This is a genomic window from Saccharothrix longispora, assembly GCF_031455225.1.
Lineage (GTDB): Bacteria > Actinomycetota > Actinomycetes > Mycobacteriales > Pseudonocardiaceae > Actinosynnema > Actinosynnema longispora.
Map to the genome: position 1 here is coordinate 1,621,524 of NZ_JAVDSG010000001.1, position 18,673 is coordinate 1,640,196.

The following is an 18,673-nucleotide window of genomic DNA, read 5'->3' on the forward strand; positions in this document are numbered from 1 at the left end:
GTCCAGCAGCCACGCGCCGCCGGCAGGACGGGCGGCGGTGCCCCGGCCGGGTCGACCAGGAACGCCCACAGGGTGGGCGACAGCGCGAGCGCGGGCACGTCGGCGCGCACGCGGCGGTGTCGTCCACGGTTCCCCCGTTCCTCGGACCGGACGTGGTCGACGGGGGTTCGGCGTGGCACGCCATGCGGTTCACCTGCTCCTGTGATAGCGCCACTCGAACAGGTGGAAGCCGGGCGGTGGACGGCGGCTCGACCTAGCGTGGGCGCGTGTCGGTGCGGGCGAGCGAGGCGGTCATCGCGGTGGTGCTGTTCGCGCTGCTGCTGCCGGTCGCCGTGCTGCCGTGGGTGCACCGCCAGTACCGGCTGCACGGGCGGTTGCGCGGGTGGTCGGCGTTCGTCGCGGCGGCGGGCGCGTTCTACGGCTGTGGGCTGGTGGCGTTCACGCTGTTCCCGCTCCCGGTGGTGACGCCGGGCTTCTGCGACGGACGCCCGCTGCGGGCGTACTGGCAGCTCCGCCCCCTCGCGTCGCTGGACGACATCGCCGCGGTCGGCTACGCCCCGACCAGCCCGCAGTTCCTCCAGGTGGCGCTGAACGTCGCGCTGTTCGTGCCGCTGGGGTTCCTGCTCGCCCACCGGTTCCGCCGGGGCCCGGTGACGGCCGCCGCGATCGGCTTCGCGGTGTCGCTGTGCGTGGAGGTCGTCCAGGGGACGGCGGTGTTCGGGCTCTACCCGTGCCCCTACCGGATCGCCGACGTGGACGACCTGATCACGAACACGGCGGGCACCGTGCTCGGCTGGGTGCTCGCCCGCACCGCGGGCCGGTCGCTGCCGCCCGCCGTGCCCGACCCGGTGGCGGACACCGGGCCGCCGGGCCTGCCGCGCCGGGCGGCCGCGTTCCTCGGCGACCTGCTGACCCTGGCGCTGCTCCAGTTCGGCGCCCGGCTGGTGCTGGTGCTCGCGGAAGGAGGGACACCGGGCGCGTGGGCCGACCGGGCGGTGGGCGTGCTGGTGCCGCTGGTGCCGGTCCTCGCGGTGCCGCTGCTGCGCGCGGACCGCGCCACGCCCGGCCAGGTCGCGTTCCACCTCGCGCTGGTCGACGCCCGCACCGGGGGCCGTGCGCCGGCCTGTGCCGCGGTGCTGCGGTTCCTGGTGTGGTGGTTGCCGGTGCTGCTGCTGGTCCAGGCCGGTTACGGCGGGCACGTCGTCCTGGCGGCCGGGCTGGTCGGCCTCGCCGCGCGTGTCCGCGCCGACCGGCGCAGCCCGCTCGGCCTGCTGTCGGGCACGCGCACCACCACCCGGGCCGCGAGCGCGGGCGCCGTGCGCACCGCCGCGGACCGGTAGCCCGCACGGTTCCCCGGGGTCACCGGGGCGCTTCGAAGTGCCTTCCTGCGCGACGTCGCGGTGCGGCTGGTCATCCCGGTGCAGCAGGCCCGCGCCCCCACGAGGAGTCGCCGGCCTGCGCTTGGCGAGGACGTCCGCGCGGGTCACGGCGGACTGACCCGTCCCGGCTCGTCCTCCGTCGTCATCCGCTGGGTGCCGACGACGCCCAGCAGCCGCAGCGCGTCCCGCGCGGGCGTCCCGGGCGCGGCGGTGAACAGCACGAGGTGCTGGTCGCGCTCGGGCACCTCCAGCACGTCGCACGTCACCTCCACCCGCCCCACCACCTCGTGGTCGATCGACTTGACCAGGTGCCGGGAGTCGGTGACGTCGTGCGTCGGCCACAGCTCCGCGAACTCGCGGCTGTGCCGCAGCAGCTCGGCGACCAGCGCCTGCGTCGCCCGGTCGTGCGGGTAGCGGGTCGCGGCGGCGCGCAGGTGCCCGGCGGCGAACCGGGCGAACGCGTCGCCGTGCGACAGGCCGTAGTGGCGGCGCGGGTCGTCGGGGCGCAGGAAGAAGCGCCGGATCATGTTGCGGTCGCGCGGCGACAGCGCCGAGAAGTCCTCCAGCAGGGCCGCGGCCAGCGGGTTCCAGGCCAGCACGTCGTACTTGGCGTCGAGCACGATCGCGGCCGTGTCCGGCAGGCGCTCGATCAGGTCCAGGACGCGGTCCGGCACCTCGGTGGGCGGCCCGGCCGGCGGGGCGACCGCCTCGCCGACCAGGGCGTGCAGGTGGGCGCGCTCGGCGTCGGTCAACCGCAGCGCGCGCCCCAGTGCGGCCAGCACGTGCCGCGACGGCCGGGGGCCCCGGGCCTGCTCCAGGCGCGTGTAGTACTGCGTGGAGATGTGCGCGAGCCCGGCGACCTCCTCCCGGCGCAGGCCGGGCGTGCGGCGCGGTCCGGCCACCGGCAGGCCGACCGTGGCGGGGGACAACCGCTCCCGGCACCGGCGCAGGAACGAGGCCAGTTCGTGCTTGTCCATGCGCCCATCGTCCGTCGGAGTGCCGGGCGCTGCCAGGTACCGGGAGTACCCCGCACGGTCCGGGCCTGCCGGGGCCGGGGTGGGCGCAGCACGGTGGAGCCATGACCAACGGACTCCTGAACGGCAAGATCGCCCTCGTCACCGGTGCGAGCCGGGGCATCGGCGCCGCGGCCGCCCGCCTGTTCGCCCGGGAGGGCGCCACCGTCGTGCTGGCCGCGCGCACCGGGGCGGACCTGGAGCTCCTCACGGAGGAGATCGGCGGCGACGCCTCGTACGCGGTCGCCGACTTCGGCGACGTGGCGGACATCCGCCGCGTCGTCGACACCGTCGTGGAGCGCCACGGCCGGCTCGACGTCGCCTTCAACAACGCGGGCGTCAACGTCCCGCCGCACCCGGTCGTCGACTTCCCCGAGGACGACTTCGACCTGGTGACCCGCGTCAACCACAAGGGCGTGTTCTACGCCGTCGCCGCCGAGGTGAAGGCCATGCTGGCCACGGCGGGCGCGGGCGCCATCGTCAACACCAGCAGCGTCGGCAGCCTGATCGGCAACCCCGCGCTCCCGGCGTACGGCGCGGCCAAGCGCGCCGTCAACAGCGTCACCGAGAGCGCGGCGGTGACCTACGGCCCGGTGGGCGTGCGCGTCAACGCCATCGCGCCCGGCCTCACCCTCACCGCCATGGTGGAGGACTGGGAGCGGGCCGACCCCGGCGTGGTGGAGCGCCTGACCGCCGGCATCCCGCTGGGGCGGGCGGCGAGCCCGGAGGAGGTCGCGGAGACGGCGGCGTGGCTGCTCAGCGACCGGGCCTCGTACGTGAACGGTGTCGTGCTGCCGGTCACCGGCGGCGCGGGCGTCTGATCGGGCGGGTGGGCGGGTGCCGTGCGGAGGAGCACGGCACCCGCCCCGGTCCGGCGCGCCGGTGGGATCGGCGGCACCTCGCCCGCGGCCTAGAAGGCCTGGTTCGCGAACCCCTTGCGGGCCGCCGCGGACAGGAACGACTGCCACGACGCGCTGCTCGTGTGGGGGTCGCCCGTCACGCCCAGCCGCGACTTCGCGGTGTTGAACGCGCTCGTCGTCAGCGGACCCCAGATGCCGTCCACCGCCAGACCGGACGACATGAAGTTGTTGCACAGCGCCTGGACGAACTTCGTGTCGCTCTCCGAACCCGTCACGCACCGCACGGGCAGGCCGCCGAAGTCCGAGTGGATGTGGTCCTCGTGCGCGGCGTTGTACCAGCCGTCGAGCACGAACCGGAACCGCCGCCGGCACACCGCGTCCACCGCCAGGTACCGGCGGCGCGTCGCGACCGTGCCCGACGCGTGGTGCCGGTCCAGCGGCGAGATCGTCTGCCCGCCGCTCCACCGCACGTGGTCGAGGTCCATCGCGGTGCCCGTGCCGTGCTCGCCCGGCTTGTTCACGTAGAACCCCGCCGACACCAGGTAGCTGATGCCCCCGTACGCCGACGACAGCGACCGCAGGTCCCTGACCCACAGCACCAGGCTGTCGTAGAACGCCTGGGTCACCTGCCAGTTGCGGGTGGTCGTGTTGCCGCGGTTGGACCGCCAGTAGTAGACCGGCGTGCCGTCGATGTTCTGGAACGTGATCATCGGGCCGCCTCCGCGGTGATCAGGCGGCCACCGGCCAGCCAGCCGGTGCGGGCGCCGACCGCGCCCAGGGCCTTCGCGTCGGCGGGCACGTCCGGTCGCCGCCGACCGGCGTCCAGGGTGCCGGCGAGCGGCGTCGCGTCCACCACGTCGTTGCCGACCCAGTGGCCGTCCGCCGTGAGGCCGCGCACCGCGACCTCGTCCACGCCGGACCGGGCGCTCCACGCGACCCCGTCGCGGGAGGTGTGCAGCACGGTCCCGGCGGTGCCGACCGCCGCCGCCACCCAGCCGGTCGCGGTCCGCGCGACCGCCGTGGCCTTGATCCCGTCGGTCCACTCCAGGCCGCGGACCGGCACGGTCGACCAGCCGTTCGCGGTGCGGCGGGCCGCGATGCGCACCAGCGACGCCCGCTCGTGCTTCACCACCGATCCCAGCGCCAGCCCGCCGCCGACGGCGGTGAACTCGGAGCGCACGCCGTGCAGGCGACGTGCCTCGTGCCAGGTCGTGCCGTCGGTGGACTCCCAGATCGCCGCGGTCGGGTCGCCGCTGAGCGCGCCCACCGCCACGACCCGGTCGCCGTCGGTGGAGACGTCCACGAGGTCCGCGCCGGCGAGGCCGGTGGTGATCCGCACCGAACCGCTCTCGTCGACCAGCACCCACGCGCCGTCGAGGTGGACCAGGGCGAACGCCGTGCCGGCGGGGTCGGTGAAGACCCCGGCGGCCCTGGTGGGGGAGCCGGTGCCGGCCGTCGGGAGGACGGGTGCGGGGGCGGCCGCCGCGCGGCCCGCGAGTGTTGTCGAGACCGTGGTGCCGAGCGTCGCCGTGACGGCGGCGCCCAGCACGAACTTTCGCCGATCGAGCACGTCAGTCCTTTCGAGGCAGGGGGAAACGCTGACGTGGCGCTAAGCCGGTTGGAAGATTTCCAACCCGAGTATTGATCCGCCGGGGCAGTCGGGCAATGGAACGTTCCGCCCAAACCCGCCGTCCCCGCGGGCCGATCCGGGACCGTCGCCCTGCCCGTACCCTGAGCCGGTGCACGACCTCTTGCGCTCCCTGTGGGACGAGCCGCGACCGCCGCACCCGACGTCGCGGGCCCGGTGGGACCTGGTCCTGGTCGGCGCGCTCGCGGTGGCCGCCGTGCTGGAGGGCGTGCTGCGGGCGGACCTGGCGTTCCCGGTCGTCTCGGTGGTGGTCGCCGTCGGGTTGCTGCCCACGCTGCCGCTGCGGCGGACCAGGCCGCTGCGCGCGGTCGCGATCGCCTTCGGCGTCTGCGCGGTGACCCCGGTGGCGACCGGCGTCGAACCCGAGCTGAACACCATGGTCTACCTGCTGCTCCTGCCGTTCGCGCTGTACCGCTGGGGATCGGGCCGCGAGGCCGCGCTCGGGTCGCTGGTCGTGCTGGCCAAGCTCGGCTCCTCGCTCGCGCTCGGCACCGTCGGCCTCGGCGACACGCTCGGCGGCGCGGTCGTCGTGTGCACCGCCTGCGCCCTCGGCGCGGCGCTGCGGTACCGGGTCAGGGCGCGCACGCGCGAACTGGACCAGGTCAAGCTGCTCGAACGGGAACGGCTGGCCCGCGACCTGCACGACACCGTGGCCCACCACGTCTCGGCGATGGCCATCCGCGCCCAGGCCGGGCTCGCCACCGCCGCCGCGAACCCGGCGGCCGCGGTCGACGCGCTCCGCGTGATCGAGTCCGAGGCGTCGCGGGCGCTCGCCGAGATGCGCGCCATGGTCCGCGTGCTGCGGCACGACGAGCGGGTCGACCTCGCCCCGACCCCGCGCGTCGCCGACCTCGGGCAGCTCGCCACGCGCCCGCACCTCGGCCCCGAGGTCGACGTGGAGGTCGTCGGCGACGTCGACGACCTGCCGCCGTCGGTGGGCACCGCCGTCTACCGGCTCGCCCAGGAGTCCGTCACCAACGCCCTGCGGCACGCCCGGCACGCCACCCGGATCGCGGTCCGGGTGGTCGCCGACGACCGCTCGGTGCACCTGCGGGTCAGCGACGACGGCGAGAGCCCCGCCCGCCCGGCAGCCGGACGGGGGCACGGGCTGGTCGGCATGGCCGAGCGCGCGGGCCTGCTCGGCGGCACCTGCGAGGCGGGCCCGGACCCCCACCGCGGGTGGACGGTCACCGCAGTGCTGCCGCGCACCGGGGCGAGCGCGTGAGCGTCCGCGTCGTCGTCGCCGACGACCAGGAGATCGTCCGCACCGGCCTCACCATGATCCTCGACGCCCAGCCGGGCATCGAGGTGGTGGGCCAGGCGGCCGACGGCCGGCACGCGGTCGAGCTGGCCCGGCGGCTGCGCCCCGACGTGTGCCTGTTCGACATCCGGATGCCGCTGCTCGACGGGATCGAGGCCACCCGCGCGCTCGCCGAGCCGGACGTGGCCGACCCGCTCGCCGTCGTCGTGATCACCACCTTCGACCTCGACGAGTACGTCTACGCGGCGCTGCGCGCCGGGGCGCGGGGCTTCCTGCTCAAGGACGCCGGACCCGTGCTGCTCGCCCAGGCCGTGCACGCCGCCGCGAACGGCGACGCGCTGATCGCCCCGAGCGTCACCGCGCGGCTGCTCGCGGCGTTCGCCGGCGCCGGACCGGCGGCCACCCCCGTGCAGCCCGTCGAGCCGCTCACCGAGCGGGAGGAGCAGGTCCTCGCCGCCGTGGCCGCCGGCCGCACGAACAGCGAGGTCGCCCAGCAGCTCCACATCACGCTCAGCACGGTCAAGACCCACGTCACGAGCCTGATGAACAAGCTCGGCGCGCGGAACCGCGTCGAGATCGCCATCTGGGCGCACGAGACCGACCGCGTCCGGCGCGGCACCCACCGGTAGCCGAACCGCCCGCCGGTAGCCGAAAGTACGACCCGGGACCGGCTCTTGGTCCGGCCGGACAGCGGCCTGAATGCCGATGACCCGGCACCGCCGCGGCGGCCACGATCTGCGGCATGACGACAACAGCGCCCCGACGCGCCACCCGACCCGGTCGGGGCCGGCTCGTCCCGGCCGGGCTGCTCGCGCTCGGTGCCGTCCCGGTCATCGCCGGGGCCTTCCGGCTGGGCGACCCCGGTGGTGGTGGCGCACCCCTGGTGGCGCACGTCATCGGGGCCGGTGGCTACGCCGTCCTGGGCGCCTTCCAGTTCGCGCCCCGGTTCCGCGCCCGGCGGCGGCGGTGGCACCGCGTGGCCGGGCGGCTGGTGGTCCTCTGCGGTCTCGCCGCGGCGCTGTCCGGGCTGTGGCTGACCCTGTTCCCCTTCCGGCAGGCCGACGCGGCCCTCCTCCTCACGGGCACCCGGCTCGTGTTCGGCGCGCTCTGGGCGCTGTTCCTGGTCCTCGGTGTCACCGCGGCCCGGCGGCGCGACGTCGTCGGGCACCGCGCCTGGATGACCCGCGCGTACGCGGTCGGCCTGGCCGCCGGCACCCAGGTGTTCACCCTCGGCCTCGGGACGGTGGTCCTCGGCGACCCCGACCGGACGGCCGAGGCCCTGCTGATGCTCGCCGGCTGGCTGGTCAACCTGGCCGTGGCCGAACGGGCCGTGCGCCGCTCCCGCACCACCCCCGACCCAGTGGAGGCACGATGAAGGCCATCAGCCAGGACCGGTACGGCTCACCCGACGTGCTGCGGCTCGTCGAGGTCGACCGGCCGACGCCCGCGGCGGGGGAGGTGCTCGTCCGGGTGCGCGCGGCGGCGGTGAACGCCCGCGACTGGCACGTCATGCGCGGCGACCCGTACCTGGCGCGCCTCATGCCGGGCGTCATGGGGCTCACCCGTCCGAAGGCGGCGATCAGGGGCACCGACTTCGCGGGCGAGGTGGCGGCGGTCGGCGCCGGCGTGACCCGGTTCCGGCCGGGGGACGAGGTGTACGGCGAGGTGGACGGCGCGTTCGCCGAGTACGTGTGCGCACCCGACGGCGTGGTGGACGCCAAGCCCGCCAACCTGACCTTCGAGCAGGCCGCCGCGCTGCCCCTGGCCGCCAACACCGCGCTCGTCGGCCTGCGCGACCTGGGGCGGGTGCGGCCGGGGCAGCGCCTCCTGGTCAACGGCGCGTCCGGTGGCGTCGGCACGTTCGCCGTGCAGCTCGGCAGGCACCTCGGCGCCGAGGTGACCGCCGTGTGCAGCGCCCGGAACGCGGAACTGGTCGCCTCGCTCGGCGCGGACCACGTCATCGACTACGCCCGGGACGACTTCACCCGCGACGAGGGGCGCCACGACGTCGTGCTCGACCTGGTGGGCAACCACCCGCTGGCCGCCCTCCGGCGCGCGCTCAAGCCCGGCGGGACCCTCCTGCTCTCCGGGGGAGGGGTCTCCACCGGAGGCAGCGTCTTCGGGCCGATGGGGCTCATCGCGCGGGCGGCGCTCGCGGGTCCGCTCATCCGCCGGCACCGCGTGCTCGTCCTGGAGGCGCGGCCCGGCCGGGAGAACCTGGCGGCGCTGCGGCGGCTCGCCGAGTCCGGGGCGCTCGTGCCGGTCCTCGACCGGACCTACCCGCTCGACCGGGTGCCCGACGCCATCCGGTACGTCGAGGACGAGCACGCCCGCGCCAAGGTCGTCATCGCGGTGTGACGCGGATCGGGCTCCCCGGGGCGGCGTCGGCGGGTAGGCTCGGCGGTGTTCGCGACTGGCGTGCCGAGGGTGGGACCGACCACCGGGGAGCGTTGAGCCGACGGGCACCGCGCGCCTGGGTGCCACGGCGAGCGCCCTCGCGCGCGTGGAGGCCGTCGTGCACGAACCCGCCATCCCGTCCTTGACCGGAGCCGACCCCGAGGTCGCCCGCCTGGTGCAGGCCGAGGCCCGTCGCCAGTTCGAGAAGGTCCGCCTCATCGCCTCGGAGAACTACGTCTCCACCGCGGTACTGGAGGCGACCGGCTCGGTGCTCACCAACAAGTACTCCGAGGGCTACGCCGGCCGCCGCTACTACGAGGGCCAGCAGGTCGTCGACCCGGTCGAGGAGCTGGCCGTCAGCCGGGCCAAGGCCCTGTTCGGCGCCGACCACGCCAACGTGCAGCCGTACTCCGGCTCGCCCGCCAACCTGGCCGTCTACCTGGCCTTCCTGGAGCCCGGCGACACGGTCATGGGCATGGCGCTGCCCGCCGGGGGACACCTGACCCACGGGTGGGGCGTCTCGGCCACCGGCAAGTGGTTCCGCAGCGCCCAGTACGGCGTCCGCAAGGAGACCGGCACCGTCGACCTCGACGACGTCCGCGACCTGGCCCTCGCCGAACGCCCGAAGGTGATCTTCTGCGGCGGCACGGCGATCCCGCGCACCATCGACTTCGCCGGGTTCGCCGAGATCGCCCGCGAAGTCGGCGCGGTCCTCGTCGCCGACATCGCGCACATCGCGGGCCTGGTCGCGGGCGGCGCGCACCCGTCGCCCGTCGGGCACGCCCACGTCGTCACCACGACCACCCACAAGACGCTGCGCGGCCCGCGCGGCGCGATGATCCTCACCGACGCCGAGCACGCGAAGCCGATCGACAAGGCCGTCTTCCCGGGGCTCCAGGGCGGTCCGCACAACCACACCACCGCCGCCATCGCGGTCGCGCTCGGCGAGGCCCTCGACCCGTCCTTCGGCCTCTACGCCCACGCCGTCGTGCAGAACGCCCGCGCCCTGGCCGCCGCCCTGCTCGACCGCGGCTTCGACCTGGTCTCCGGCGGCACCGACAACCACCTCGTCCTGCTCGACCTGACCAACCGGGCCGTCGGCGGCAAGCCCGCCGCGAAAGCCCTCGACCGCGCGGGCATCGAGGCGAACTACAACACCGTCCCGTTCGACCCGCGCAAGCCGTTCGACCCGTCCGGCGTCCGCCTCGGCACGGCCGCCGTCACCACCCGCGGCCTCACCGCCGACCACATGCCGCAGGTCGCGGAGTGGATCGACCGCGCGATCAGGGCGACCGACGACCGCGAGCTCGACCGGATCGCCGCCGAGGTCGCCGACCTCATGTCCGGCTACCCCATGCCCGGCTGGGCGTAGCGGACGGCGTCGGCCAACCGGGCCACGTCGTCGCGGAACGTCTCGTGCCGCACGGCGACGCACCCGGTGCCCGGCAGCTGGTCGGCGGGCAGCTCCACCCCGTCGACCAGCACCGCGATCACCGGGACCAACCGCGTCCGGGCCGCTTCCAGCTCGTCGCGCACCGGCTCGTCCGGCACGGTCCACCCCGGCCCGACGACGGCGAGCAGCACGTCGCACGACGCCGCGTCGGGCACGACGGCGCACCCCATGTCGTCGAGCCGGTCCGCGATCCGCCCCGCCAGGTGCAGGTCGCGCGGCCGGTGGCTCAGGTACAGCCGGGCGGTGCGCGGCGACGGCGGGAAGCCCGCGAGCGAGATGCCCGCCAGCTCCGCGAACGCACGGTCCCGCACGTCCTCGGGCGTCGCGCCGCACCGCGCCAGCACGTCCACCGCCACCCCGTCGACCTCGGTCAGCAGGCCCAGCAGCAGGTGCCCGGTGCCGACGTTCCGGTGCCCCAGTGCCAACGCCTCCCGCACGGCCGCCGCCAGCGCCCGCTTCGCGCCCGGCGTGAACGGCAGGTGCCCCGGGAACGGCACGCCGCCCCGCTCGACCTCCCGCACGTGGGGCCGGCACCCGTGCGGCGTCACCCCCGACGACACGAGCACGGTCGCCGCCGCACCGCCCTCGCCGAGCAGGCCCAGCAGCAGGTGCCCGGTGCCGATGGTGGCGTGGCCGAGCGCCCTCGCCTCGCTCAGCGCCAGCACGGACACCTGCCGCGCCGCCTCGGTGTACCAGCCCATCAGTCCCCCGCCACCGCCCCGGCGGCCCTCTCGTCCAAGGCCCGCCACTCCGGCACTCGCGCCACAACCCGCGTCCACACCATCGCACGCGGTGGCCGGGTGTTACCGGAACCGGTCGGTCGCCGCGACCCGGGCGGCGGCCAGGTCGTCGGTGCCGGCGTGGTCGGCACCGGGGATCATGATCAGCTCGGCGTCCGGCCAGGCGTGCGCCAGCCGCCACGGCGTGCCGATGAGGTTGCCCAGGTCGAGCACGCCTTGAACGATCACGCCCGGGATGCCCGCGAGCTTCCACGCCTCCTCGATGACGACGCCCTCGCGCAGCCACGAACCGTGCGCCCAGTAGTGCGTGACCAGGCGTGCGAACGCCAGCCGGTACTCCGGGGGGTCGAAGCGGTCGCCCTGCCCGGCGAGGGCGTCCTCCCACCGGCACCACTCCTCGGCCGCCCGGTCGTGCACGGCCGGGTCGGGGTCGAGCAGCTTCGCGAGGTAGGCGGCGGGCAGGTCGTCGCCCTCGGGGGCGAACGCGCGGAACCTCTCCCACGCCTCGGGGAACATCGGCGCGAGGCCCTTGGTCAGCAGGTCCGTCTCCTCCCGCATGCCGGTGGCGATGCCCGCCTGCACCAGTTCGGTCACCCGGTGGGGGTGGCGCTCGGCGTACACCAGGCTGAGCACCGAGCCCCAGGACGCGCCGAACAGCTGCCACCGCTCGATGCCCAGGTGCTCGCGCAGCAACTCCAGGTCGGCGACCAGGTGGTCGGTGGTGTTGGTCGACAGGTCCACCTCGGGCTGCCCGGCGTGCGGCGTGCTGCGCCCGCACCCGCGCTGGTCGAGCAGCACGATCCGGTAGGCGGTGGGGTCGAAGTAGCGGCGGGTGCGCGGCGAGCACCCGGACCCCGGCCCGCCGTGCAGGCAGACCACCGGTTTGCCGTCCGGGTTGCCGCACACCTCCCAGTAGACGTGGTGCCCGTCGCCTACGTCGAGCATCCCGTGGTCGTGCGGTTCGATCTCCGGGTACAGCACCGATCCTCCCCAGCCAGATGTGACAGTGCTGTCACATTAGCCCGGGTGGCTGCGGAGGTGGAGGGGATTCCGCCCGCACGTCCGACGGTTCGGCGGAGCACGCTCAGCGCACGACGTCGATCCTGATCACACCGCCGTCGTGGTCCACCTGGTGCGCGTCGGTGTCGTCGAACCAGTGGCCGTCGGGGCCGAGGTAGCGGAACCGGTGCGTGCCGGGGGGCAGGATGACGGACACCGTGCGGGTGCCGTCGCGGCGCGGCTGGAGCTCGTGCACGCCCGGCGTCCAGTCGTTGAACGATCCCACCACGCTGACCGGGCCTTCGGGCTGGTCGAGCGGCAGCGAGAAGGTCACGCGGCGCTTCGGGCCGAAGAGGCGCGCGTTGCGGAGCATGGTTCTCCCTCGGGTACCACGGGACGGTCTTGGACGGCCCCGACCCTATGCCCCGACGCGCCGAGGGCGTCCGAAGTGGACCGTCGCGCGTACGGGTGACGTGCGGGTGGGGAGAGCCGGATCACAAACGTGCATCCACTGCAAAGTTGCAGAGAATGCAACTTCATCTCTACGCTGACCCGGTGACCGCCCAGGCCGAAGGGCTCCGCGACCGCAAGAAGCGGCTGACCAGGGACGCGCTCAGCCGCGCCGCCGTCGACCTCGTCGTCCGGCACGGCCTCGACCACGTCACGGTCGAGGACATCAGCGCCGCCGCGGACGTGTCACCGCGCACCTTCTTCAACTACTTCGCCACCAAGGAAGAAGCCGTCGTCGGTCCGGACCCCGAGGCGGGGCCGCGCATCCGGGCACGGGTGCTCGCCCAGCCCGTGGAGCTGTCGCCCGCCGCGGCGGTCCGGGAGGCGCTGCTCGCCGAGATCGCCGCCGAACTGGCGGTCGACCGCGGGTTCTGGTTGCGGAGGATGCGCGTCGTGCAGCAGCACCCGGTGCTGCTGGCCAAGGTGCTCGCCGGCGGGGAGGCGTTCGAGCGCGAGGTCGTCGCGGCCGTCGCCGAACGCACGGGCCTGCCCGAGAACGGCACGTACCCGCTGCTGCTCGGCGCGGCGACCGGTGCGGCGTTCCGGGTGGCCGTCGCCCGCTGGTCGTGCTTCGACGAGCCGACGCCGCTGCACGAGGTCTTCGCCGAGGCGATGGACCTGCTCGCCGCGGGCCTGGCCGACCCGCCCCAGTCCTGACCGCAGCAATTTGGGGGGATCATGTCCACCGAAGCCGATGCCGACCTGCCTACCGGTGGAGTCGGGGGGCGGACCGGCGCGCATTCGCGCCGGGACGTCGTCCAGGCCATGTCGGGCCTCATGCTCGGCATGTTCGTGTCGATCCTGGCGTCGACCATCGTGTCGAACGCCCTGCCGCGCATCATCGCCGACCTGCGCGGCTCGCAGTCCGTCTACACGTGGGTCGTCACCACCGAGCTGCTCGCCATGACGGCCACCGTGCCGCTGTGGGGCAAGCTCGCCGACCTCTACAGCCGCAAGCTGCTCATCCAGCTCTCGCTCGGGTTGTTCGTCGTCGGCTCCCTGATCGCCGGGTTCTCCCCGAACGTCGAGGTGCTGATCGCCAGCCGCGTCGTGCAGGGCCTCGGCGCGGGCGGCATGACCGCGCTGGCCACCATCGTGATGGCCGCGATGATCCCGCCGCGCGAGATGGGCCGGTACGCGGGCATCTTCGGCGCCGTGTTCGGCGTCGGCACCGTCGCCGGGCCGCTCATCGGCGGCGTGCTGGTCGACACCTCGTGGCTGGGCTGGCGCTGGTGCTTCTTCATCGGCGTGCCGTTCACCCTGGCGTCGATCATCCTGCTCCAGCGCACCCTGCGCCTGCCGGTGGTCCGCAAGGAGGTCAAGGTCGACTACCTGGGCGCGGCGCTGATCGTGGGCGGCGTCTCCACCCTGCTGGTGTGGTCCACGCTGGCCGGCCACCAGTTCGAGTGGGCCTCCGGCTGGACCGCGCTGCTCGTGGCGATCGGCGTGGGCCTGCTGGTCCTCGCGGTGTGGGTGGAGTCGCGGGTGTCCGACCCGATCGTGCCGCTGACGATCTTCGCCAACCGCACGGTCGCGCTCACCACGCTCGCCAGCGCACTGGTCGGCGTGGCGATGTTCGGCGGCACCGTGTTCCTGTCGCAGTACTTCCAGATCGGCATGGGCAAGACGCCGACCCAGGCGGGCCTGATGAGCCTGCCGATGATCTTCGGCCTGCTGGTGTCCTCCACGGTCGCCGGCAGCCTGATCACCAAGTGGGGCCGGTGGAAGGTCTTCCTGGTCGCGGGTGGCGCGATCATGGTCGGCGGCATGCTGCTGCTGTCCACCATCGACGCGAACACGACGGTGCCCACCGTCAGCCTGCACATGGCCGTGCTCGGCGTCGGCGTCGGCATGCTGATGCAGAACCTCGTGCTGGTGGCGCAGAACGACGTGCCCGCGCGCGACCTGGGCGCCACGACGTCGACCCTGACGTTCTTCCGCTCGCTGGGCGGCACGATCGGCGTGAGCGCGCTGGGCGCCGTCCTGGCCACGCGGGTGGAGACGCTGAGCGCGGAGAAGTTCGGCCCGGTGGCGGGCGGCACGGGCGGTTCCGAGGTGCCCGACCTGAGCCTGCTGCCCGAGCCGGTGCGCGTGGTCGTGCGGGAGATCTACGCCACGGCGACAGCCGAGCTGTTCCTGATCGGCGCGCCGATCGCCCTGCTGGCCCTGGTGGCCGTGGTGTTCCTCAAGGAGAAGCCGCTCAAGACCATGAGCGGCGACGAGCGGCTGGCCGCCGAGATGGCCGGCGGCGGCCACTGAGCGGCTGCCGAACCGCTGTCGACCGACGAGGGGCGCGGCGTCCGGGACCGAACCGGACGGCCGCGCCCCTCGTCGTCCGGCACGTCGTGGCAAACGATCGGACGACACGGGCACTGTCGGTGTCGCCCGTGGAGGCGACGTGGCCGGTGTCGACATCCACCTGTTTTCGTTCTTTCCGGTCGAAATTCGGGTCCTGATGCCCCGGTTGGTGTCGACCTGGGTACGGTGTGCGCGTGTTGATCCGCTTCGAGGCGTCCAACTACCGTTCCGTCGCCGAGCCCGTCGAGCTGTCGATGGTCGCCGTCGACAGCGACCGGCCGGAGGCCCGTGACCAGCCGCTGCTCGGAGCGAGCCTGGTGCCCGTCGCGGCCGTCTACGGGCCCAACGCCTCCGGCAAGTCCAACATCGTGGCGTCGCTGGCGTGGATTCGCGAGGCGGTGCAGGTCTCGCTGCGCACGTGGGACGACGAGATCCCGGTCGAAGCGTTCGCCTTCGGCGACTGGGGGGCCAAGCCCAGCGAATTCCTCGTCGAGTGCACCGTCGACGGCGTGCGGTTCGAGTACTTGCTGACGCTGGATCGCACCCGCGTGCTCTATGAAGCGCTGTTCCACTACCCGGAGAAGAAGCGCCGGAGGGTGTTCGAGCGCGAAGAGCATTCAATCCGCTTTCAACGAGGACTGCACGGAACCGCCGGCACGCGCGAACTGCTCACGCCGCGCGCCTTGGTGCTGTCGATCGCCCGCCGCTTCAACGAGCCGCTGATCACCCGCTTCGCCGACCAACTGCTCGACATCCAGATATCGGGGTTCGACGCGCGGCGCTTCGGGTTCGCGGACCTGGTCAACACCCGGATGGGCACCGCCGGGATGCGACGTGCGATCCGGTGGTTCGCGCGTGGCGACCAGCCGTCCCTGTTCGACGGGACGGAGGGCTCCGGTGTCGGCGGCAGCGACCACGGGCAGGCACTGGCACTGCTGCGCCTGGCCGACCTGGGGATCGACGACGTGTTCATCGACAACTCCGGCACCCCCGCCGGCGAGCGGGGCGTGCCACGCGTGCGGCTGCTGCACCGGACACCGAGCGGTTCGGCACCGCTGGACTTCGGCGCCGAGTCCGAGGGCACGCGGACGTGGTTCGGCCTGATCGGGCCGGTGCTCACCGCGCTGCGCCGGGGATCGCTGCTGTTGTTCGACGAACTCGACGCCAGCCTGCACCCGACTCTGTCGGCGCAGTTGATCACGTTGTTCAAGGACCCGACGACCAACCCCTCAGGGGCGCAGTTGGTGTTCACCACGCACGACACGAGCCTGCTCAACCACCTCAACCGGGACGAGGTGTGGTTGACCGAGAAACGTGGCGACGGATCGACCAGACTCGGTGCGCTGGCCGAGTTCGCGGGCGAACGGGTCCGCAAGTCCAGCAACCTGGAGAACGCGTACCTGCACGGTCGGTTCGGCGCACTGCCGCAGATCGACCAGACGGAGTTCCTGCGTGCTCTCGGATTGATCGGCTGACCGCCGGTGTCACCACGCAGGCGCGGGGGTCGTCCCCTGGAACGGGCCGTGGGCACGCGACGCGAGTTGCGCACGGTCGTGATCTTCACCGAGGGGCGCAACTCCGAGCCCGACTACCTCAACGGCCTGCGCCGCCTTCCGCACGTCGCGGGTGACGTCGCCCTCAACGTGGAACTGCGTCCCGAGCACTCCGTCCCCCTGCCCCTGGTCGAGCAGGCCGTGAAGCGGGCGCAGGACCCCGAGGTCGACGAGTGCTGGTGCGTGTTCGACGTCGAGTGGCCGCGGAACCACCCGAACCTCGCCGAGGCGGTCGCGTTGGCGCAGCGCCACGGCATCCGCTTGGCGGTGTCCAACCCGTGCTTCGAGCTGTGGCTGATCCTGCACCACCGCGACCACAGCGCCTTCGTCGACACCGCGGGCGCCGACCGGCTCAGTCGGCAACTCGACCGGCGACCGGGCAAGAGCGTCGATGCGGCGGTGTACATGCCTCTTCGCTCGGCGGCGGCGCGACGGGCGCGCCTGCTGGAGGAACGTCACGGACGTGACGGCACGGTGTTCCCGAACGACAACCCCGCCTCCGGCATGCACGCACTCCTGGCTTCACTCGACACGACCGGTACCGCGTAGGTCGGTCGACGGGGATGTCGACGCGTGCCCGATCGCGCCGCTCCGGTGGTGCGGACAGGCCGGGTGGGACACTGCACCCGTGACCGGGCTCAGGGAACGGAAGAAGCAGGCGACCCGCACCGCGCTGGCCGACGCCGCCCTGCGGCTCTGCGTGGCGCACGGGCTCGACGGCGTGACCGTCGAGCAGGTCGCGCACGAGGCCGGCGTGTCCCTGCGCACGTTCTTCAACTACTTCTCGTCCAAGGAAGAGGCCGTGGTCGCCGGCGACGTGTCGACCGCCACCGCGTTCGTCGAGGCGTTCGCCGCGCGCCCGGAGGGCGAACCGGTCCTGACCGCGCTGCGCGCCGCGCTGGCCGAGGTGGTGCCGGAGCACATCGACCCGGCCCGCGTCGCCCAGCTGCGGGTGCTGCGGCGCACGCCCGCGCTGCTCCCGCACCAGATCGCGGCGTTCGCCGCGCAGGAGCGGGAGCTGGCGGGCGTGGTCGCGCGGCGGGTCGGGGTCGATCCCGAGGTCGACCTCTACCCGGTGATGTTCGCGGCGTCCGTGATGGCCACCGTGCGGGTGACCGTCGGGTGGTGGCTCGACGCCGCCGAACGCCCCGAGTTGGCCGAGCTGATCGGGGTCGTGGTCGACCGGCTCGGCGCCGGGTTCGCTGAGGTCTAGCCCCAGGTCACGGGCAGTGAGTGCACGCCGTAGACGAGCATGTCGCCGCGCAGCGGCACCTCCTCGGGCGGCACGGCGAGGCGCAGGTCGGGCAGCTCGCGGAGCAGTCCGGTGAACCCGGTGGTCATCTCGACGCGGGCCAGCTGCTGGCCCAGGCACTGGTGCACGCCGTGACCGAACGCGAGGTGCGGCCCGCGCGGCCGGGTCACGTCCAGCTCGTCGGGGGAGGGGAACACCCCCGGGTCCCGGTTGCCCGCCGCCACGGACAGCACCACGGTCGCGTCGGCCGGGATCACCTCGCCCGCCACCCGGACGTCCTCCACGGCGGTGCGGGTGATGCCGAGGTGGATGATCGACAGGTAGCGCAGCAGCTCCTCCACGGCTCCCGGCACGATCGACGGGTCGGCGCGCAGCGCGGCGAGCTGGTCGGGGTGCTCCAGCAGCGCGAACGTGCCGAGCGCCAGCATGTTCGCGGTCGTCTCGTGACCGGCGACGAGCAGCAGGTTCGCGATGTTGACCAGCTCGTCGTCGGTGAGCGTCGGGTCGGCCCCGATCAGCCCGGACAGCAGGTCGTCGGCCGGCTCCGCCCGCTTGGCCCGGATCAACCCGTGCATGAACGCCCGCAGCGCCTCGGCGGCGCGCACCACGTCGTCCACCTCCGCGTCGAGCCGCAGCAGGGTCGCGCTGCGCTCCTGGAACTCGGCGCGGTCGGCGTACGCGACGCCGAGCAGTTCGCAGATCACCAGTGACGGCACGGGCAGCGCGAACGCGGCCACCAGGTCGGCGCCCGGCCCGGCGGCGCGCATCGTGGCCAGGTGGTCGGTGACGATCCGCTCGACGCGCGGGGTGAGCTGCCGCATGCGCCGCACGGTGAACTGGCCGGTGAGCAGCCTGCGGTAACGGGTGTGGTCGGGCGGGTCCAGGGTGATGAAGTTGCCCGCGCGCAGCCGCCGGTCGGTCATCCGGGCGCGCAGCGCCGGCGGCAGCTTCGCCAGCATCCGCTCGCTGCGGAACCGGTCGGAGCTCAGCCGCGGGTCGGCGAGCAGCGCGCGGGCCTCCTCGTGGCCGGTCACCAGCCACGCCGGGTCGCCGTCGAGCATGGTGACCCGGTGCACCGGGCCGTCGCCGCTCAGCCGGACGAGGGCGGCCGGCGGGTCGAACGGGCTCACCTCGCGGTCGGTGAGCTCGCGCGGCAGGCGCAGGGCGGTGCGGGGGTTGCTCGGGCGTCGGTCCTGGGAAGCGGTGGTCATCGCCTGGTCCGTCCCCGGCCCGGCACGCGGCCGGGTCGTCGTTCGGCGTCGAGGTCACCCACCGTACCAAGATGTGCACGTCGTGCAATTATTTCGCCG

Annotated in this window: 19 protein-coding genes and 1 riboswitch; of the genes, 12 read left to right on the forward strand and 7 right to left on the reverse strand. The window is 73.9% G+C overall.

The window, feature by feature from the left end:
- Positions 1-266 precede the first annotated feature (266 nt).
- A complete protein-coding gene (locus J2S66_RS07305; RefSeq protein WP_310305364.1) occupies positions 267-1,340 on the forward strand; it encodes a VanZ family protein in 1,074 nt (357 codons plus the stop codon).
- A gap of 143 nt (positions 1,341-1,483) precedes the next feature.
- Here the strand turns inward: J2S66_RS07305 and J2S66_RS07310 are convergent, their stop codons facing one another.
- A complete protein-coding gene (locus J2S66_RS07310) occupies positions 1,484-2,356 on the reverse strand; it encodes a helix-turn-helix transcriptional regulator (RefSeq protein WP_310305366.1) in 873 nt (290 codons plus the stop codon).
- A 101-nt stretch (positions 2,357-2,457) separates the two neighbouring features.
- Here J2S66_RS07310 and J2S66_RS07315 point away from each other — a divergent pair, with 101 nt between their 5' ends.
- Entirely contained in the window at positions 2,458-3,213 is a 756-nt protein-coding gene (locus J2S66_RS07315; RefSeq protein WP_310305369.1) for an SDR family NAD(P)-dependent oxidoreductase, read from the forward strand.
- A gap of 89 nt (positions 3,214-3,302) precedes the next feature.
- On the opposite strand, the gene J2S66_RS07320 is transcribed toward J2S66_RS07315, so the two are convergent.
- Positions 3,303-3,962 carry an extensin family protein gene (locus J2S66_RS07320; RefSeq protein ID WP_306750410.1) on the reverse strand — a complete coding sequence of 220 codons (660 nt, stop codon included), beginning with the start codon at positions 3,960-3,962 and terminating at the stop codon, positions 3,303-3,305.
- Positions 3,959-4,822, reverse strand: coding sequence for a hypothetical protein (locus J2S66_RS07325; RefSeq protein ID WP_310305372.1), 864 nt, complete (start codon positions 4,820-4,822; stop codon positions 3,959-3,961). Before J2S66_RS07325 ends, J2S66_RS07320 begins: the two co-directional genes overlap by 4 nt.
- A gap of 169 nt (positions 4,823-4,991) precedes the next feature.
- On the opposite strand from J2S66_RS07325, the gene J2S66_RS07330 reads away from it, so the two are divergent.
- The 5 genes from J2S66_RS07330 to glyA all read left to right on the forward strand — a co-directional run bounded on the left by J2S66_RS07330 (position 4,992) and on the right by glyA (position 9,930).
- On the forward strand, positions 4,992-6,125 hold the full coding sequence (locus J2S66_RS07330) for a sensor histidine kinase (RefSeq protein WP_310305374.1): 1,134 nt from the start codon (positions 4,992-4,994) through the stop codon (positions 6,123-6,125).
- A complete protein-coding gene (locus tag J2S66_RS07335) occupies positions 6,122-6,790 on the forward strand; it encodes a response regulator (protein ID WP_310305375.1) in 669 nt (222 codons plus the stop codon). The genes J2S66_RS07330 and J2S66_RS07335 overlap by 4 nt, the downstream gene beginning before the upstream one ends.
- A gap of 113 nt (positions 6,791-6,903) precedes the next feature.
- A complete protein-coding gene (locus J2S66_RS07340) occupies positions 6,904-7,536 on the forward strand; it encodes a DUF2306 domain-containing protein (RefSeq protein ID WP_310305378.1) in 633 nt (210 codons plus the stop codon).
- A complete protein-coding gene (locus tag J2S66_RS07345) occupies positions 7,533-8,519 on the forward strand; it encodes an NAD(P)-dependent alcohol dehydrogenase (protein ID WP_310305381.1) in 987 nt (328 codons plus the stop codon). The genes J2S66_RS07340 and J2S66_RS07345 overlap by 4 nt, the downstream gene beginning before the upstream one ends.
- 41 nt (positions 8,520-8,560) lie before the next feature.
- A riboswitch (ZMP/ZTP riboswitch) is annotated at positions 8,561-8,647 on the forward strand.
- Between the two features lie 29 nt (positions 8,648-8,676).
- Positions 8,677-9,930 (forward strand): serine hydroxymethyltransferase, encoded by a 1,254-nt coding sequence (gene glyA, locus J2S66_RS07350; protein ID WP_310305384.1) that lies wholly within the window; start codon positions 8,677-8,679, stop codon positions 9,928-9,930.
- On the opposite strand, the gene J2S66_RS07355 is transcribed toward glyA, so the two are convergent.
- From J2S66_RS07355 to J2S66_RS07365, 3 genes are all read right to left on the reverse strand, one after another.
- Positions 9,906-10,712, reverse strand: coding sequence for a Clp protease N-terminal domain-containing protein (locus tag J2S66_RS07355; RefSeq protein WP_310305387.1), 807 nt, complete (start codon positions 10,710-10,712; stop codon positions 9,906-9,908). The genes glyA and J2S66_RS07355 overlap by 25 nt on opposite strands.
- A gap of 102 nt (positions 10,713-10,814) precedes the next feature.
- Complete coding sequence (gene pip / locus J2S66_RS07360) at positions 10,815-11,732, reverse strand: prolyl aminopeptidase (RefSeq protein WP_310305389.1); 918 nt, start codon at positions 11,730-11,732, stop codon at positions 10,815-10,817.
- Positions 11,733-11,835: 103 nt separating this feature from the next.
- Positions 11,836-12,123: an early set domain-containing protein gene (locus J2S66_RS07365; RefSeq protein WP_310305391.1), complete on the reverse strand. Its 288-nt coding sequence runs from the start codon at positions 12,121-12,123 to the stop codon at positions 11,836-11,838.
- A gap of 182 nt (positions 12,124-12,305) precedes the next feature.
- Between J2S66_RS07365 and J2S66_RS07370 the strand changes: the two genes are divergently transcribed.
- From J2S66_RS07370 to J2S66_RS07390, 5 genes are all read left to right on the forward strand, one after another.
- Positions 12,306-12,917 (forward strand): TetR/AcrR family transcriptional regulator, encoded by a 612-nt coding sequence (locus J2S66_RS07370; RefSeq protein ID WP_310305394.1) that lies wholly within the window; start codon positions 12,306-12,308, stop codon positions 12,915-12,917.
- A gap of 108 nt (positions 12,918-13,025) precedes the next feature.
- Positions 13,026-14,519: an MDR family MFS transporter gene (locus J2S66_RS07375; RefSeq protein ID WP_310305396.1), complete on the forward strand. Its 1,494-nt coding sequence runs from the start codon at positions 13,026-13,028 to the stop codon at positions 14,517-14,519.
- Between the two features lie 233 nt (positions 14,520-14,752).
- On the forward strand, positions 14,753-16,033 hold the full coding sequence (locus tag J2S66_RS07380) for an AAA family ATPase (protein WP_310305399.1): 1,281 nt from the start codon (positions 14,753-14,755) through the stop codon (positions 16,031-16,033).
- A gap of 48 nt (positions 16,034-16,081) precedes the next feature.
- Positions 16,082-16,660: an RloB family protein gene (locus tag J2S66_RS07385; protein WP_310305402.1), complete on the forward strand. Its 579-nt coding sequence runs from the start codon at positions 16,082-16,084 to the stop codon at positions 16,658-16,660.
- Positions 16,661-16,739: 79 nt separating this feature from the next.
- Positions 16,740-17,324, forward strand: coding sequence for a TetR/AcrR family transcriptional regulator (locus J2S66_RS07390; RefSeq protein ID WP_310305404.1), 585 nt, complete (start codon positions 16,740-16,742; stop codon positions 17,322-17,324).
- Here J2S66_RS07390 and J2S66_RS07395 read toward each other — a convergent pair.
- A complete protein-coding gene (locus tag J2S66_RS07395; protein WP_310305407.1) occupies positions 17,321-18,574 on the reverse strand; it encodes a cytochrome P450 in 1,254 nt (417 codons plus the stop codon). The genes J2S66_RS07390 and J2S66_RS07395 overlap by 4 nt on opposite strands.
- Between the last annotated feature and the right edge of the window lie 99 nt (positions 18,575-18,673).

Excerpts from the sequence above, each read along its gene's own strand:
- J2S66_RS07375 (WP_310305396.1), top strand. The coding sequence starts at position 13,026 with ATGTCGGGCCTCATGCTCGGCATGTTCGTGTCGATCCTGGCGTCGACC.
- J2S66_RS07355 (WP_310305387.1), bottom strand. The coding sequence starts at position 10,712 with ATGGGCTGGTACACCGAGGCGGCGCGGCAGGTGTCCGTGCTGGCGCTG.
- J2S66_RS07310 (WP_310305366.1), bottom strand. The coding sequence starts at position 2,356 with ATGGACAAGCACGAACTGGCCTCGTTCCTGCGCCGGTGCCGGGAGCGG.
- J2S66_RS07315 (WP_310305369.1), top strand. The coding sequence starts at position 2,458 with ATGACCAACGGACTCCTGAACGGCAAGATCGCCCTCGTCACCGGTGCG.
- J2S66_RS07340 (WP_310305378.1), top strand. The coding sequence starts at position 6,904 with ATGACGACAACAGCGCCCCGACGCGCCACCCGACCCGGTCGGGGCCGG.
- J2S66_RS07345 (WP_310305381.1), top strand. The coding sequence starts at position 7,533 with ATGAAGGCCATCAGCCAGGACCGGTACGGCTCACCCGACGTGCTGCGG.
- J2S66_RS07395 (WP_310305407.1), bottom strand. The coding sequence starts at position 18,574 with ATGACCACCGCTTCCCAGGACCGACGCCCGAGCAACCCCCGCACCGCC.
- J2S66_RS07365 (WP_310305391.1), bottom strand. The coding sequence starts at position 12,123 with ATGCTCCGCAACGCGCGCCTCTTCGGCCCGAAGCGCCGCGTGACCTTC.
- J2S66_RS07320 (WP_306750410.1), bottom strand. The coding sequence starts at position 3,962 with ATGATCACGTTCCAGAACATCGACGGCACGCCGGTCTACTACTGGCGG.